Origin of the sequence: Escherichia sp. WS3227_2 (assembly GCF_046486495.1) — a bacterium.
GTDB classification, from domain to species: domain Bacteria; phylum Pseudomonadota; class Gammaproteobacteria; order Enterobacterales; family Enterobacteriaceae; genus Escherichia; species Escherichia coli.
Map to the genome: position 1 here is coordinate 96,742 of NZ_JBJQLG010000002.1, position 14,975 is coordinate 111,716.

13 protein-coding genes are annotated in these 14,975 nt (G+C 53.3%); 2 read left to right on the plus strand and 11 right to left on the minus strand.

Features of this window, described 5'->3' with window-relative positions; all coding sequences use genetic code 11:
- Positions 1–2 precede the first annotated feature (2 nt).
- The 9 genes from hpaB to hpaG form a co-directional block, all read right to left on the minus strand.
- Positions 3–1,565, minus strand: coding sequence for a 4-hydroxyphenylacetate 3-monooxygenase, oxygenase component (gene hpaB, locus ACJHXB_RS03875; RefSeq protein ID WP_000801473.1), 1,563 nt, complete (start codon positions 1,563–1,565; stop codon positions 3–5).
- Positions 1,566–1,815: 250 nt separating this feature from the next.
- Complete coding sequence (hpaA, locus tag ACJHXB_RS03880) at positions 1,816–2,706, minus strand: 4-hydroxyphenylacetate catabolism regulatory protein HpaA (protein ID WP_000332891.1); 891 nt, start codon at positions 2,704–2,706, stop codon at positions 1,816–1,818.
- 9 nt (positions 2,707–2,715) lie between these two features.
- The gene (gene hpaX / locus ACJHXB_RS03885; protein WP_001285783.1) at positions 2,716–4,092 is read right to left on the minus strand and encodes a 4-hydroxyphenylacetate permease; all 1,377 of its coding nucleotides are present in this window, start codon (positions 4,090–4,092) and stop codon (positions 2,716–2,718) included.
- A 117-nt stretch (positions 4,093–4,209) separates the two neighbouring features.
- Entirely contained in the window at positions 4,210–4,998 is a 789-nt protein-coding gene (hpaI, locus tag ACJHXB_RS03890; protein ID WP_000431707.1) for a 4-hydroxy-2-oxoheptanedioate aldolase, read from the minus strand.
- Between the two features lie 10 nt (positions 4,999–5,008).
- Positions 5,009–5,812 carry a 2-oxo-hept-4-ene-1,7-dioate hydratase gene (hpaH, locus tag ACJHXB_RS03895; protein ID WP_000459750.1) on the minus strand — a complete coding sequence of 268 codons (804 nt, stop codon included), beginning with the start codon at positions 5,810–5,812 and terminating at the stop codon, positions 5,009–5,011.
- A 67-nt stretch (positions 5,813–5,879) separates the two neighbouring features.
- Positions 5,880–6,260 (minus strand): 5-carboxymethyl-2-hydroxymuconate Delta-isomerase, encoded by a 381-nt coding sequence (locus ACJHXB_RS03900; protein ID WP_001119875.1) that lies wholly within the window; start codon positions 6,258–6,260, stop codon positions 5,880–5,882.
- 9 nt (positions 6,261–6,269) lie between these two features.
- Positions 6,270–7,121, minus strand: a complete 852-nt coding sequence (gene hpaD / locus ACJHXB_RS03905; protein ID WP_000516990.1) for a 3,4-dihydroxyphenylacetate 2,3-dioxygenase — start codon at positions 7,119–7,121, stop codon at positions 6,270–6,272.
- 1 nt (position 7,122) lies between these two features.
- Positions 7,123–8,589, minus strand: coding sequence for a 5-carboxymethyl-2-hydroxymuconate semialdehyde dehydrogenase (gene hpaE / locus ACJHXB_RS03910; protein ID WP_000757512.1), 1,467 nt, complete (start codon positions 8,587–8,589; stop codon positions 7,123–7,125).
- On the minus strand, positions 8,586–9,875 hold the full coding sequence (gene hpaG / locus ACJHXB_RS03915; protein WP_000679087.1) for a 4-hydroxyphenylacetate degradation bifunctional isomerase/decarboxylase: 1,290 nt from the start codon (positions 9,873–9,875) through the stop codon (positions 8,586–8,588). Before hpaG ends, hpaE begins: the two co-directional genes overlap by 4 nt.
- 271 nt (positions 9,876–10,146) lie before the next feature.
- Between hpaG and hpaR the strand changes: the two genes are divergently transcribed.
- Together hpaR and tsr are read left to right on the plus strand one after the other, a co-directional pair.
- A complete protein-coding gene (gene hpaR, locus ACJHXB_RS03920) occupies positions 10,147–10,593 on the plus strand; it encodes a homoprotocatechuate degradation operon regulator HpaR (protein ID WP_000543916.1) in 447 nt (148 codons plus the stop codon).
- 118 nt (positions 10,594–10,711) lie between these two features.
- Positions 10,712–12,376 (plus strand): methyl-accepting chemotaxis protein, encoded by a 1,665-nt coding sequence (gene tsr, locus ACJHXB_RS03925; protein ID WP_000919560.1) that lies wholly within the window; start codon positions 10,712–10,714, stop codon positions 12,374–12,376.
- Between the two features lie 48 nt (positions 12,377–12,424).
- Here tsr and ACJHXB_RS03930 read toward each other — a convergent pair whose 3' ends face one another.
- On the minus strand, positions 12,425–13,786 hold the full coding sequence (locus tag ACJHXB_RS03930; protein WP_000410144.1) for an MFS transporter: 1,362 nt from the start codon (positions 13,784–13,786) through the stop codon (positions 12,425–12,427).
- Positions 13,787–14,000: 214 nt separating this feature from the next.
- Positions 14,001–14,915: a GntR family transcriptional regulator gene (locus ACJHXB_RS03935; RefSeq protein ID WP_000091572.1), complete on the minus strand. Its 915-nt coding sequence runs from the start codon at positions 14,913–14,915 to the stop codon at positions 14,001–14,003.
- Between the last annotated feature and the right edge of the window lie 60 nt (positions 14,916–14,975).

Here is a 14,975-nt window from a genome sequence, read left to right on the forward strand (position 1 = left end):
CGTTATTTCAGCAGCTTATCCAGCATGTTGATATCGTCGTTGTTGTGCAGGTGCGGCACAGTCCAGCCGTTCTGGTCGTATTCCGACAGGCAGCGATCAACCATCGCCATCATCTTGTCCATATTGCCGGAGCTTTGTGCCTGGCGCAGACACTGCAGGCGAATCTCATCCTGGCTACCGGAGTAGTTGATTTCATACAGTTCGTGACGACCACCAAATTCGCTGCCAATAGCATCCCACATCAGTTTGAGGATCTTGATGCGCTGGACGTGATCCATACCATTCGAACCGCGCACATACTTCGCCAGATACTGGTCGATCTGCGGATTGTTCAGGTCACGGGCACTGGAAGGAAGATAGATCAGGCCACTGGTAACGTTGCGTTCGATAATGTTTTTGATCTTCGCGTAGGCCATTGGTGCCAGTACGCGATAGGTTTGCAGTGCGGCATGATCCGGTAAATAAGCCCCGTTGACCCACGGCGTCGCTTCTGAGCACATCGAGTCACTCAATGCCCAGAAGGTGTTGCGCCACGCCACCACTTCACCGAGATCGGCCTGCACGCCCCGGAACTCCAGGGTGCCGGTACATTCAAGTGATTTTTTCAGCAGTGCCGTGATGAAATCGAGTTTCACTGCCAGGCGCACACAGGCTTGCAGCGGATACATACGGGCGAAACCGCCTTCCATCGTCCAGCGACGGCAGCGATCGAAATCGCGGTAGATCAACACGTTTTCCCACGGGATCAGTACGTTATCCATCACCAGAATCGCATCGTTCTCATCGAAGCGGCTGGAGAGCGGGTAGTCGTACGGCGAGCCGGTAGCACCCGCGACCATCTCATAAGAGGCGCGGGAGATTAATTTCACGCCATCGGCATCCATTGGCGCAACGAACATCAGTGCGAAGTCCGGGTTTTCGCCCATCACTTGTGCCGAGCCGAAGCCAATCATGTTGTAGTGAGTCAGCGCCGAGTTGGTGGCAACCACTTTCGCACCGCTGACGATAATCCCGGCGTCAGTCTCTTTTTCCAGCTTGATGTAAACGTCTTTTACTTTATCGGTCGGCAAATGACGATCGATCGGTGGGTTAACAATCGCGTGGTTAAAGTAGAGGCCAGTTTCCTGAATACGGGTGTACCAGTTACGGGCGTTCTGCTCGAACTGACCGTAAAAGCCCGGATTCGCGCCCAGTGCGCAACCGAAAGCGGCTTTGTAGTCTGGGGTGCGGCCCATCCAGCCATAGCTCAGGCGTGACCACTCAGCGATGGCGTCGCGTTGCTGGCGCAGGTCGTCGGCACTTTTCGCCACGCGGAAGAATTTATGGGTATAGCCGCCGCTGCCGGTGTCGGTGTTCCAACACAGAGAGTCCTGCATCTCCGGTTTGTGCAGCGCGTCGTACAGTTGGGCAACAGACGCTGCCGCATTACGAAATGCCGGATGAGTGGTGACGTCTTTCACTCGCTCGCCATAGATATAGATCTCGCGACCATCCTGCAGGCTTTTCAGATACTCTTCCCCGGTGAACGGACGTTGGGTACTGGCGCGGAAATCTTCTGGTTTCATGTCGACCTCTACAGTATTAATCGGAATACGATTGTTAATTTTGTGTTTTGTTTTTGTTATTCAATTGAAGCTTGCAGGGGCGATTACGGGAAGACACTTTTGGGACAATGGCTGGTACTTTTCAGGTCGGGTACGGTTTTGTGATCGAGGTCGCTTTTCGCGATTTTTAACGTTACTAAATCCCCTTGCTCCAGGCGGAGAAAGGGGAATAGCAGGTGGTGCCTGGTTTCCCGTTAAGGCTAAGGGATTTTCACGTCACAGGTACTTTTTTGGCACGATAAGCACTGGGCGAGCAACCGACTAAACGATTAAAAAAGCGCGCAAAATAAGCCGGATCCTTAAAACCGAGTTGCCAGGCAATATTGTTCACGGCGTTATCAGAAAACAGCAGCAGCCGCTTGGCTTCTCGTAGCTGCCTGTCGAAAATCAACCGTTTTGGCGGACGGTTGGCAAAGCGGCGGCAGATGTCCGTGAGGCGTGATTCGGTGATATGCAGTTCGTTAGCGTAATCCGGTACTGTCCAGTGCTGATGAAAATGGCTTTCAATCAGCATATTAAAACGCTGGAACAGTTTTAATTCTCCGCGCATTCCGCTGGCGGCATGGTCGTCGAGTTTTGCGTTACGCAGCAGTAGGGTGAACACTGCCTGTGCCAGTAACGTCAGGGTGTGTTCCCGTCCAGGCAGTTGTTCCACCGATTCCCGCTCTATCAGTTGCCAATAGTGTTCCAGCGCCGCCAGTTCGTCGGGTTTATCTGCCAGTGACAGGCAAATCCCCGGCAGGCCGAAGGTTTCCCGAGTGCCCGGATAAAGAACTTCCAGCAGGGGCCAGATCAGATCTTCCCGTACCGTCAACACATGACCGTCGGCGTCAGACTCCGTAATAAACGCATGAGGTACTGACGGCGGCGTCAGGACAAACAGGGGCGCTTCCACCGAGTAGCGATGATCGTCAAGCTGTAGCTCAATCTGTCCGCTATTGAGGAAATGCATCTGAAAGTACTGTTCGTGGCGATGTGGCAGCATATGGCGGCCAAAAAATGCCGCCATGCGGGCGAATGACTGATAATGCACATCGTCCGTGCCCAGGCTTTCATCGTACTCTTTGCTGATATCAATATTGGCAATCTGACGGTCACACATCGTCGTTCCTTACGGGGTCGCTCGCGGACGGGAGGACTGCATTGGAATCGCCCAGATAATCCCCGCACCAATCACCAGCAGCGCGGCAACAAACCACAATCCACTGTTAAAGCTGCCGGTCAGATCTTTCAACCAGCCGATCATAAACGGACTTAACGCTGAACCAATGTTGCCTGTGGCGTTGATCACCGCAATACCGATCGCTCTTGCCCGCAGGCTGATGGACTGATCCGGTGTTGTCCAGAAAATCGCCATTGCGCTGAATGATCCGGTCGAAGCCATAATGATCCCCAGCATCTGGAGCATGTTGTGATCAGTTGCCGAAGCCAGTAACCAACCAGCGGCAGCGAACAAATAAGGAAGGGCGGTGTGATGCCTTCGTTCCTGGCGGCGATCTGAGTGACGGCTCCAGTAGATCATCCCGAGAATGGTACAAATCTGCGGTACGGCGGCCAGCAGGCCGATGGTGATATTACTGCTGCCCTGATTAAAGCTTTGCAGGATCTGCGGTGTCCAGATGCTGATCGCACTAAGTGTGTTGGTCAGGCAGAAATACGCCAGGGTATACATCATCACCACCGGAGTGAAGATCTCCCGCCACATGCTGCGTTGTTGCATGGCATGGTGGCTGATGGCTCCCTCAGGCTGAACCAGCGTCAGACGATCGTTATCCATCATCTCTTGCAGGCATTTTTTGTCTTCTTTCGTCAGCCACTTAGCTTTGTCCGGTGAGTCATCAAGCCAGAACCACACCATGACGCCGAGTAATACCGACGGGAAGCCTTCCAGCAAAAACAGCCACTGCCAGCCTTTTAATGCCATTACGCCATCCAGCGACAAAATGTAGCCGGAAACGATAGAGCCCAGCGCTGTCGTTACCGGCATTGCCACCATAAACAAGGCGTTGGCACGGGCGCGGAAATAGGCCGGAAACCAGAAGGTTAAATACAGCAGAATGCCAGGCAGAAAGCCGGCTTCGGTAATGCCAACCAGTATACGCAGTACGTACAAGCTGGTGGGGCCAGTGGCAAACATGGTAGCAGTAGAGGCGATGCCCCAAAGCACCATGATGGTGGCGATCCAGCGCCGTGCACCGACAATACTCAGCATAATGTTGCTGGGAATGCCGAAGATGACATAAGCGGCGTAGAACAGGGTGGTGGCGAGGCCAAACATGGTGGCGCTCAGACCGAGGTCGCGTCCCATCGTGAGTCCGGCAAAGCCGATGTTGATGCGATCAAGGAACGAGAAGATAAACAGCACGAACAGAAAGACGATCAGGCGGCGAAACAGCTTCTTAATAACCGCCTGTTGTCCGGTAGTCAGCGCTTTATGCTGATTCGCCGGATCGATACTCTCCGGTATGGCAGGTGAGGTGTCGCTCATTTTTCTTCCTCTAATGGGATTTTTGTAGGGTACGACAAGGTTTATGGCGGATGCGGCGTAAACGCCTTATCCGGCTACAGTTTGGTACTGCTGTAAGCCGGATAAGCGCATTCAGCATTAATACACGCCGGGCTTAACGGTCGTGGCCTGCGCGCCAAACCGTGCTGCCAACGCTTCGGCGGCGCGGGCGAGCAGGGTGGTGTCAACGCCGACGGCGACAAACAGCGCGCCCAGTTCCAGATAGCGTTTTGCCAGTTGCTCATTGGCGATCAGGATCCCCGGCGCTTTGCCCGCTTCGCGGATCTGCACGATCGCCTGCTCAATGGCGACCTGTACTTCCGGGTGCTGTGGATTACCGGCATAACCCATATCGGCGCTCAGATCCGCCGGGCCGATAAACACGCCGTCGACCCCTTCCACGTCCAGAATCTGCGGTAAGTTCTTCATTGCCTCACGCGTTTCGATCTGCACCAGCACGCACATTTGATCGTTGGCTTTTTGCAGGTAATCAGGAATGCGATTCCAGCGCGAGGCGCGAGCCAGCGCACTGCCCACACCGCGAATACCGGCGGGGGGATAACGGGTGGCGCGTACCGCTTCACGGGCTTCGTCGGCGTTTTGTACCATCGGCACCAGTAAGGTTTGTGTGCCGACGTCCAGCAGTTGTTTGATTTGCACCGGATCGTTCCACGACGGACGTACTACCGGCTGGCTGGGGTAGGGCGCAATCGCCTGTAGCTGGGTGAGCACAGTTTGCACGTTATTCGGCGCGTGCTCACCGTCGATCAATAACCAGTCGAATCCTGCTCCGGCCAGTAACTCTGCGCTGTAGCTGCTACTTAGCCCCAGCCATAATCCGATCTGCGGGCGGCCTGCTTTCAGCGCCGCTTTAAAACTGTTTTCCATCGTTCTCTCCTTAAACAAAGCGGCAGCTAATGGAGCCCATGTTGCCGTAATCGACGTGGAAGGTGTCGCCCTTACGCGCCGGAACCGGGCGGGTAAACGAACCGCCGAGAATGATTTGCCCGGCTTCCAGTTGTACGTCATACGGTGCGAGTTTGTTCGCCAGCCAGGCCACGCCGTTTGCCGGGTGATTCAGCACGCCAGCGGCGACGCCGGTTTCTTCAATCACGCCATTGCGATACATCAGGGCGGAGATCCAACGTAGATCCAACTCATCGGGCTTAATGGGACGACCACCGAGGATCACCCCGGCATTGGCGGCGTTATCAGAAATGGTGTCGAACACTTTACGCGGGCGCTGGGTTTCCGGATCGATGTTGTGGCAGCGAGCGTCGATCAGCTCCAGCGCCGGGATCACATAGTCCGTGGCGTTGTAGACGTCGAACAGCGTGCAGTTTGGCCCACGCAGCGGTTTTGCCAGCACGAAAGCCAGCTCCACTTCAATGCGCGGCACGATAAAGCGATCGGTCGGGATATCGCTGCCATCGTGGAAGAACATGTCATCCAGCAGGGCACCATAATCCGGCTCGCTGATTTGCGAGCTGGCCTGCATCGCTTTCGAGGTCAGGCCGATTTTGTGGCCTTTCAGCGTACGGCCTTCGGCAATTTTCAGGCGGACCCATTCGCGCTGTACGGCGTAGGCATCTTCGATGGTGATCTCCGGGTAATCCAGCGAGATCGCGCGGATCTGTTCACGCTGTTTTTCTGCCTGATCCAGACGCTGGGCGATCAGGGTGTGGGTGTGTTTATCGAACATGGCGATATCCTGTGGCATTGCCGGATGCGGCTGCGCCTTATCATCCGGCCTGGAAGCTGGTGCAAATTTATTTAAACAACGCGTGTACGTTGTTCTGTTTGAAATTCAACGTCGGGTGCAGCTCTGCAATCTCAAATGAAAGCGCCAGGTAACGGCTCTCCATCAGTGAGGCGAAGTGCGTTTTAATCAGATCAAACAGCATTTCGCCCACTTTCTGACGGCTTTCCAGACTGCGCCCGCTGCCGATTTTTAGCGTCATATGCACAAAGGCGTAATCGTGCTTGCCATCAGCCATTTGCCAGGTATCGATCCAGTGTGCCCGGCTACGTATTCCCCCAAGCGGAAAAATCCCCGTCGCCGCCAGTGCGGTGTTAACACTGGCAAACAGCTCAGGTAAGCGGGCTTCTTGACGAATATTTTCAGTACATTCCACGATAAAGTGCGGCATGGTGGTTCCTTACGCGGGAAGCGGGAAAACAGCGTTAACCTGACCAGTACCGGAGCTTGGGAACAGCTCGGTAATAAACTCCACCTTGCCGTCGTATTTATCCCAGCCGAGCATCCCCAGCAGCATCACCGTGTCGTGCATATTGCCTTCGCCGTAGCAGTAGTCGGCGTACTCCGGCAGCATATTGCAGAACTCTTTGAACTGGCCTTCGCGCCACAGCTTCACCACGCGCTCGTCCATCTGGCGGTCGAACTCGCGGGTGTAGCTGTTCATCCCTTCTTCTGCACGCTGATCGTCAATAAAGCGGTGCGATAACGAACCGCTGGCAAGGACCGCCACGGTACCGTCGTACTGTTCGATCGCTTTCAGAATCGCTTCGCCCAGCTTGCGGCTGTCGGCAAAATCGTGAACCGTGCAGAAAGCCGAAATGGAGACCACTTTGAAGTGCTTGTCTTCATTCATGTAGCGCATTGGCACCAGCGTGCCGTATTCCAGTTTCAGGCTGGGAATATTGTGCGCTTTTGCCCGCACGCCGAGTTTTAAGGCTTCATCGGCAATAAGCTGCCCCAACTCCGGGTTGCCCTCGTAGTTGTAGGTCATGTCACGAATAAAATGCGGCAGCTCGTTACTGGTGTAGACGCCTTCAAAATGGTCTGCACAGTTGATGTGATAAGCACTGTTGACCAGCCAGTGGGTATCGAAAACGATAATGGTATCGACGCCCATTTCCCGGCAACGCTTGCTGATCTCTTTATGCCCGTCGATCGCGCCCTGGCGGCAACCGTGGTTTTTCCCTGGCAGTTCAGAGAGATACATCGACGGTACGTGCGTGATCTTGGCGGCTAACGCTAACTTACCCATATCAGACTCCCCATTTCGGAATTGGATGGTCGCCCATGGAAATGCAGACGTTCTTCATTTCCGCGAACACTTCGAAGCTGTACTCACCGCCTTCACGCCCGGTGCCGGAGGCTTTTACGCCGCCAAACGGCTGGCGCAGGTCGCGCACGTTCTGGGTGTTGACGAACACCATGCCTGCTTCAATGCCACGCGCCAGGCGTAACACTTTGCTGACATCCTGCGTCCAGATGTACGATGCCAGGCCGTACTCCACGTCGTTTGCCAGGCGTAAGCCTTCGGCTTCGTCTTTAAACGGCAGCAGGCAGGCGACCGGCCCGAAAATCTCTTCCTGGGCGACGCGCATACGGTTATCTACGTCTGCCAGCACGGTTGGGCGCAGGAAGTTGCCGCCTTTCAGATGTGCAGGCAGGTCAGACGGTTTATCCGGGCCGCCCGCCAGCAGGGTTGCGCCTTCTTCAATGCCGAGACGGATATAGCCAGAGACTTTTTCCCAGTGCTGCTGGCTGATAAGCGCCCCAACCTGGGTATTCGGATCGTTCGGATCGCCCACGCGCAGACGGTTGGCGCGTTCGGCAAAGCGTTTAACGAATTCCGGGTAGATGCTTTGCTGAATAAAGATGCGCGAACCGGCGGTGCAGCGCTCGCCGTTGATCGAGAAGATGGTGAACAGGGCAGCGTCCAGCGCGCGTTCAATATCGGCATCTTCAAAAATCAGCACCGGCGATTTACCGCCCAGTTCCATGGAGTATTTTTTCAGCCCGGCGTTTTTCATGATGTTGCGCCCGGTGGCCGTACCGCCGGTGAACGACACGGCACGTACGTCATGATGACGAACCAGCGCATCGCCTGCGGTTGCGCCGTAGCCCTGTACCACGTTCAGCACGCCCGCCGGAATACCGGCTTCCAGCGCCAGCTCACCCAGGCGGTCAGCGGTCAGCGGGGAGAGTTCCGACATTTTCAACACCGCGGTATTGCCCAGCGCCAGACACGGCGCGACCTTCCATGTGGCGGTCATAAACGGCACGTTCCACGGCGATACCAGCGCACAAACGCCTACCGGTTGCACCAGCGTGTAGTTGAGCATCTTGTCGTCAACCGGATAGGTCTTGCCGTTCATCTGCTGGCAGACTTCCGCGAAAAATTCAAAGTTGTGAGAAGCGCGTGGGATCAACACATTTTTGGTCTGATGGATTGGCAGGCCCGTGTCAGCGGTTTCCATCGCGGCGATCTCAGGCACGTTCTGGTCGATCAGATCGCCCAGACGGCGCATCAGGCGCGCACGCTCTTTCATCGGCAGATTGGCCCATTTCGGGAACGCCTCTTTCGCTGCCGCTACCGCCTGATTGATCTCCGCTTCACCGCCAGAGGCCACATCCGCCAGCACTTCACCCGTTGCCGGATTGGTGGTCTGGAAGTAGTCGTTACCTGCAACATTTTTGCCGTTGATCCAATGATTTACTTTTTTCATTTCGCTGTTTCCTCACTCACAATTCGGTTCACCAGGCGGCCCACGCCTTCTACTTCCACTACTACTTCATCGCCAGGCACCACGTCAGATAAGCCTTTTGGTGTGCCGGTGGCGATCATGTCGCCCGGATTCAGGGTCATAAATTCGCTTAAGTAGGCGATCAGGAAGGGCACGCTGAAGATCAGATCGGCGGTGGTGCCTTTCTGGCGTAACTCGCCGTTGACGAAGGTGCGAAGGGTCAGATTATGCGGGTCCGGGATCGCCTCTTTCGGCACGATGGTTGAAAGCATCGGCGTCAGTCCGTCGCGGCTTTTTACCCGCAGGTTAGGGCGGTAGTAGTTTTCCAGATAGTCGCGAATGGCGTAGTCGTTACACACGGTGTAGCCCGCGACATAATCCATAGCATCGGCTTCGCTGACGTTACGCGCCTGCTTGCCAATCACCACCACCAGCTCCGCTTCGTAGTGCATATACTCAATATTGTTCGGGCGCACGGAGGTCTGGTTATCGCCAGTGAGGGTATTCGGCGCTTTCAGGAACACCAGCGGTTCTTCCGGTGGCTTAAATTCCAGTTCGCTGGCGTGGTCGGCGTAGTTCAGGCCGAGGGCAAACAGCGTGCCGTGCGGGTGTGGCTGCGTTGGGAAGCTCTTGCGCGTGGTCACTTCACGTTCGTCCACTACCGGATTTTCCAGTGGCGGGAAACCTTCAGCGAGAACACGAACGCGATCGCCTGGCTGTATTTCCACGCGCGCCTGTGGCGTGCCGAGCAGAATGGCATCGCCTGGATTCAGCGTGGCAAATTCGCTCAGAGCGCTCAGCAACTGCGCGGCATTACGTTGTAAATCGGCGGTGTTCCAGTGATCGGCAGGACGTCCGTTGATCTCGGTATAGATGGTCAGATTATCGACATTGCTGAGAGCCACGGTTTCGCCAATGGGGCAGAATCCATCACGACATTTTGCTTTGATTGCCGGGCGGTAAAAGCTCTCTTCCGGCAGGCTGACGTCGTTAGCCAGCGCATATCCGGCGATGTACTCTGCTGCATCTTCTTCACGTACTTTCGTCGCCGTTTTTCCCACAATCAGCGCAACAGTCGCACCGCTCAGTACCTTTTCACCCTGTGGAAAGGGAATCGGTTCACCGCAACCAATCACCGTATTGCGCGGTTTAATAAACCAGACCGCAGTTTTAGGCGGGGCTTTGTAGGGGGATTGCTGGAACGCTTCCTGCCATGCATCAAGTTGGCTGCGATGGTTCAACGCTACGGCGAAGATAGTGCCTTTCATTACCACTCCTCGGATTCGATCATCTTAATCATTAATATGTTAATGATTACTTTTATTCCCGATTGCGTAGTTTGGCAAAAGTAAGTGATGTAAATGTGATCTAATTAACAAACTATTTACATTTAAAGATAATAAAATATTAAATATCAGTAAGTTAACAAAACATGCTCAATTTTGATAAAATGAAGAATTGCAGGGGCAGCGCAGTCCCGGTAACGTGATGATTAACTGTTTCTATATTAATGATTTTGAATTTTTCAGGGGGAAGATAATGCACGACTCACTAACCATTGCGTTGCTCCAGGCGCGAGAAGCGGCGATGAGTTATTTTCGCCCAATCGTTAAACGGCATAATTTGACAGAGCAACAGTGGCGCATCGTGCGTATTCTGGCGGAAAGCCCATCAATGGATTTTCACGATCTGGCGTATCGCGCCTGCATTTTGCGCCCAAGCCTGACCGGGATCCTCACGCGGATGGAACGCGACGGTTTAGTGTTGCGATTAAAGCCGATCAATGATCAGCGGAAGCTCTATATCTCGCTGACCAAAGAGGGGCAGGCCCTGTATAACCGCGCTCAGACACAGATTGAAGAAGCCTATCGGCAGATTGAAGCTCAGTTTACTGCCGAGAAAATGCAACAGTTAACCCATCTGTTAGAGGAATTTATTGCTCTGGGTAATTCCCGACAAGAAGACATTCCGGGCGATAATGAATAACTTTTTAGTATCTGATAACCAGCATCTGGTTTTTCCATGGATGGCGGGTTACACCTTTTCATAAAGTTTTTGCTTTCCAGGCCGAAAATCTTGCATCGGTCCACAGGAAAGAGAAACCATGTTAAAACGTATCAAAATTGTGACCAGCTTACTGCTGGTTTTGGCCGTTTTTGGCCTTTTACAACTGACATCAGGCGGTCTGTTCTTTAATGCCTTAAAGAATGACAAAGAAAATTTCACTGTTTTACAAACCATTCGCCAGCAGCAATCCACGCTGAATGGCAGCTGGGTCGCGTTGTTGCAGACGCGTAACACCCTCAACCGCGCGGGTATCCGCTACATGATGGATCAGAATAATATTGGTAGCGGTTCAACCGTTGCTGAGCTGATGCAGAGTGCCAGTATTTCGCTGAAACAGGCGGAAAAAAACTGGGCGGATTACGAAGCGTTGCCGCGTGACCCGCGTCAGAGCACCGCCGCAGCGGCAGAGATCAAACGTAATTACGATATTTATCACAATGCGCTGGCGGAGCTGATCCAACTGTTAGGTGCAGGCAAAATCAACGAGTTCTTTGATCAGCCGACCCAGGGATATCAGGACGGTTTCGAGAAGCAGTATGTGGCTTACATGGAGCAAAACGATCGGCTCTATGATATCGCCGTCAGCGATAATAATGCCTCCTACAGCCAGGCGATGTGGATTCTGGTGGGCGTGATGATCGTCGTACTGGCGGTCATCTTCGCCGTCTGGTTCGGTATTAAAGCCTCGTTGGTAGCGCCAATGAATCGCCTGATTGACAGCATTCGTCATATTGCAGGCGGCGATCTGGTGAAACCGATTGAGGTGGATGGCTCTAATGAGATGGGGCAACTGGCAGAGAGTTTGCGCCATATGCAGGGAGAGCTGATGCGTACCGTCGGTGATGTGCGCAACGGGGCCAATGCCATTTATAGCGGTGCCAGCGAAATCGCTACCGGCAATAACGATCTCTCTTCGCGCACCGAGCAACAGGCCGCTTCGCTGGAAGAGACGGCAGCCAGCATGGAGCAACTGACCGCAACGGTGAAACAGAACGCCGAGAATGCGCGCCAGGCCAGCCACCTGGCGTTAAGTGCTTCTGAAACGGCGCAACGCGGCGGCAAAGTGGTAGATAACGTGGTGCAGACTATGCGCGATATCTCCACCAGTTCGCAGAAAATCGCCGATATTATCAGCGTAATTGACGGTATTGCCTTCCAGACCAATATTCTGGCTTTGAACGCGGCGGTTGAAGCAGCGCGCGCGGGTGAGCAAGGGCGCGGTTTTGCGGTGGTCGCGGGCGAAGTGCGTAATCTGGCCCAGCGCAGCGCCCAGGCGGCTCGCGAAATTAAAAGCCTGATTGAAGACTCGGTGGGGAAAGTGGATGTTGGCTCTACGCTGGTCGAAAGCGCCGGGGAAACAATGGCGGAGATTGTCAGTGCTGTGACCCGCGTGACGGACATTATGGGCGAAATAGCTTCTGCTTCTGATGAGCAGAGCCGTGGTATCGATCAGGTTGGCTTAGCGGTCGCTGAGATGGACCGGGTAACTCAACAGAACGCTGCGCTGGTGGAAGAATCTGCCGCTGCCGCCGCCGCGCTGGAAGAGCAGGCCAGTCGCCTGACCGAAGCTGTGGCAGTGTTCCGGATTCAGCAACAGCAGCAACATCAGCGTGAAACATCGGCTGTGGTAAAAACCGTGACGCCAGCTGCGCCGCGTAAAATGGCCGTAGCAGATAGCGGGGAGAACTGGGAAACGTTTTAATCGCCATAAAAATGCCCGATAAGCAAAATGTTATCGGGCATAGGGAGTTTAATCTTTACGCGGGTCGTTGATCGGCTGACGAACCAGGAAGATGTACGCCAGTGCCCCCGCTGCGGTGACGCAACCGCAGATGATTAGTGCCAGACGGAATGAGTGGGTGGTATCAACAATAAAACCAGTAATGATCGGCGCGAAAGAGGCGCAGATGAAGCTGGCAAAGTTCTGGATACTGCCCACCGACGCCGTCATGCGAGAAGCAACTGCGACGTGGATCAAGCCCCAGCAGGATGTTCCGGCAAAGTGAATACAAAACAGTGCCATGCCAATCAGCAGAACCGCTGTCATGGATGTTGTCGCTTGCGGTACGACCAGCGTAAAGGCGGCAGAACAGAACATCCCGGCAATAATGCAGATCTTACGGCTTTTAATCGGAGCCATTCCCCCTTTGACCAGCCAGTCGGTAACGTAACCGTTGACCAGCATCCCGGCAGCCCCAAACAGGAAAGGGATAGCAGCCATCAATCCTGTGCTTTTTAAATCCAGGTTATAGGCTGTTTGCAGGTAACCAGGAAGCCAGGCCAGATACAGCCACGCAGTGTAGTTGATGCCACTGAATCCGAGCATCATTCCCCACATTGTGCGGTTACGGAACAGGCTGCGCCATTCGGCAAAACTGAGCGGATCTCGGCGGGCATTGACGCTACCTGCATTGAGATAAGCTTGTTCAACGGCAGTCAGTTCTACGTGCTCGCGGTTGCGATAGAGCATATACCAGCCGATGGCGAGAAAAATCCCCAGTACACCAATGGTAATAAACATCCCGCGCCAGCCCATCACCAGCATCATCGCCGCCAGAATCGGTGGGCTTACGGCAACGCCAATGGTAGAAGCTGCGTTGAAGAAGCCCATCGGGCGTCCGCGCTCTTTGATGTTGAACCAGTCGTTAATGACTTTTACACCGCATGGGTTCATCGGCGCTTCACCAATCCCCATACCGATACGCACCAACACGAACTGCGTAAAGCTGTGAACCATGCCAGACATTGCCTGGAACAGTGACCAGAAGAACATCCCCAGTCCCAGCATCAGGCGTGGGCCTTTACGATCCAATAGTGGGCCGCAAGGAAGTTGCGCAATGCCGTAAGCGAGTGAAAACACGGAGAGCAAAGCGCCGATTTCGGTGGCACTTAATCCCAATTCTTCACGAATTGTTAAATTTGCTACCGACAGCGAACTGCGGTCGAGATAATTGATTACCGCCGCAAAAAATAATAACAACATGGCGGTGGTTTGAATGCGTTTAATTCGGGTGCTGCGTTGAACTAATCCATCTGGTGGCACGGGAATATCTGCCGACGAAGATGGAGTAAATGAAGAACGCGGATCGAGGGTGATATTTTCTTTTTCCACGCCGGACTCCTGTATTTATAATTTTAATTGTTTACGTAATTGTGCATTACGCAAGGTTGACATTAACGGCAGGTTAAAGTTTTAGGACTTTACTACCGCTCACAAAAACATTTTTAGTCGACTGATTGTGAGCATAGGTAAGCGGGAATTTCCCGGTATTTATCTTTTGATAAAACCGTGCACCCGCTAATAGTTTGCTGTTTTTAATCCGTACTTAATGAGCATAACGCGTGTTCTCATTAATGGATCGAATCATTGATTGTTTAGCTGAATTCAAATGGTTACGGAGCGCAAGGGTGGCATCCAGGTCACTGCGGCAAATCAGAGCACTGAGAATGGTCATATGTTCATCGACGGCAATGATATTGCGCTGTTTAAGATCGCTTTCGTCCCATTGATAGTGAAAATGAAAGATGACTGAGATGATCTCAAGCGATTGATCAAAAAAGATATTGTCGGCAGCTGAAAGCAGTAAGGAGTGAAAATCTCTGTCAAGTTGCGAGAACATGCGAAAGCTATTGCCGATGTTGTCACGCAGTAGCCGATGACGTTCGAGCATGGTTTTCGCCTGCAGCCAGCGAGGATCATGATCAGGCAGGTTGAGAAAGTGCTGAAGTGAATGAGTTTCGAGCATTTCGCGTAGCTCAAACAGCTGCTCAGCGTAGGATTGATCGAATTGCTTCATGCTCCACTGGCCGCGCTTTTCGCTTTGAATAAGATTATAACGGCCGAATTTTAAAAGATATTCTCTTACTACAACCGGGCTGACACCCGCGGCCCGAGCCAGTTGCAGTTCAGAAAAAGTTTCCCCAGGGCGTAACTGGCGCTGGTTTATCATCGTGAAAAAAGCCTGCTCAAACACTTTGTTTTGTTCACTCATTGAAGCGGTAGTACAGGCGAAACCGTCATCATGGTCAGGTTTACGCGCAATAACATAGTCGTTTCCAACCTGCGTTAAGACGCCGCATTCGCGTAAGTGGCTGAGAATATGACGCACTGTAGTGCGGCTGATGTTGTACATTTCCGCCAGCGCACTTTGCGATGGAAGTGGGGAAGGGATATGACCCCGCGCCATATCATCAATGACCTGGTTAATCACATTGTGGCGTAAATTTTGTGAACGACTCATATTTTCCTCCTTGTGAGCCCATTAAAACCCGATTTAAAACATTTTTATGCGTGTGTTTTC

What these genes read in the sequence shown, in the direction of transcription:
- hpaB (WP_000801473.1), bottom strand. Translation starts at nt 1,565, where the DNA reads ATGAAACCAGAAGATTTCCGCGCCAGTACCCAACGTCCGTTCACCGGG.
- hpaA (WP_000332891.1), bottom strand. Translation starts at nt 2,706, where the DNA reads ATGTGTGACCGTCAGATTGCCAATATTGATATCAGCAAAGAGTACGAT.
- hpaX (WP_001285783.1), bottom strand. Translation starts at nt 4,092, where the DNA reads ATGAGCGACACCTCACCTGCCATACCGGAGAGTATCGATCCGGCGAAT.
- hpaI (WP_000431707.1), bottom strand. Translation starts at nt 4,998, where the DNA reads ATGGAAAACAGTTTTAAAGCGGCGCTGAAAGCAGGCCGCCCGCAGATC.
- hpaH (WP_000459750.1), bottom strand. Translation starts at nt 5,812, where the DNA reads ATGTTCGATAAACACACCCACACCCTGATCGCCCAGCGTCTGGATCAG.
- ACJHXB_RS03900 (WP_001119875.1), bottom strand. Translation starts at nt 6,260, where the DNA reads ATGCCGCACTTTATCGTGGAATGTACTGAAAATATTCGTCAAGAAGCC.
- hpaD (WP_000516990.1), bottom strand. Translation starts at nt 7,121, where the DNA reads ATGGGTAAGTTAGCGTTAGCCGCCAAGATCACGCACGTACCGTCGATG.
- hpaE (WP_000757512.1), bottom strand. Translation starts at nt 8,589, where the DNA reads ATGAAAAAAGTAAATCATTGGATCAACGGCAAAAATGTTGCAGGTAAC.
- hpaG (WP_000679087.1), bottom strand. Translation starts at nt 9,875, where the DNA reads ATGAAAGGCACTATCTTCGCCGTAGCGTTGAACCATCGCAGCCAACTT.
- hpaR (WP_000543916.1), top strand. Translation starts at nt 10,147, where the DNA reads ATGCACGACTCACTAACCATTGCGTTGCTCCAGGCGCGAGAAGCGGCG.
- tsr (WP_000919560.1), top strand. Translation starts at nt 10,712, where the DNA reads ATGTTAAAACGTATCAAAATTGTGACCAGCTTACTGCTGGTTTTGGCC.
- ACJHXB_RS03935 (WP_000091572.1), bottom strand. Translation starts at nt 14,915, where the DNA reads ATGAGTCGTTCACAAAATTTACGCCACAATGTGATTAACCAGGTCATT.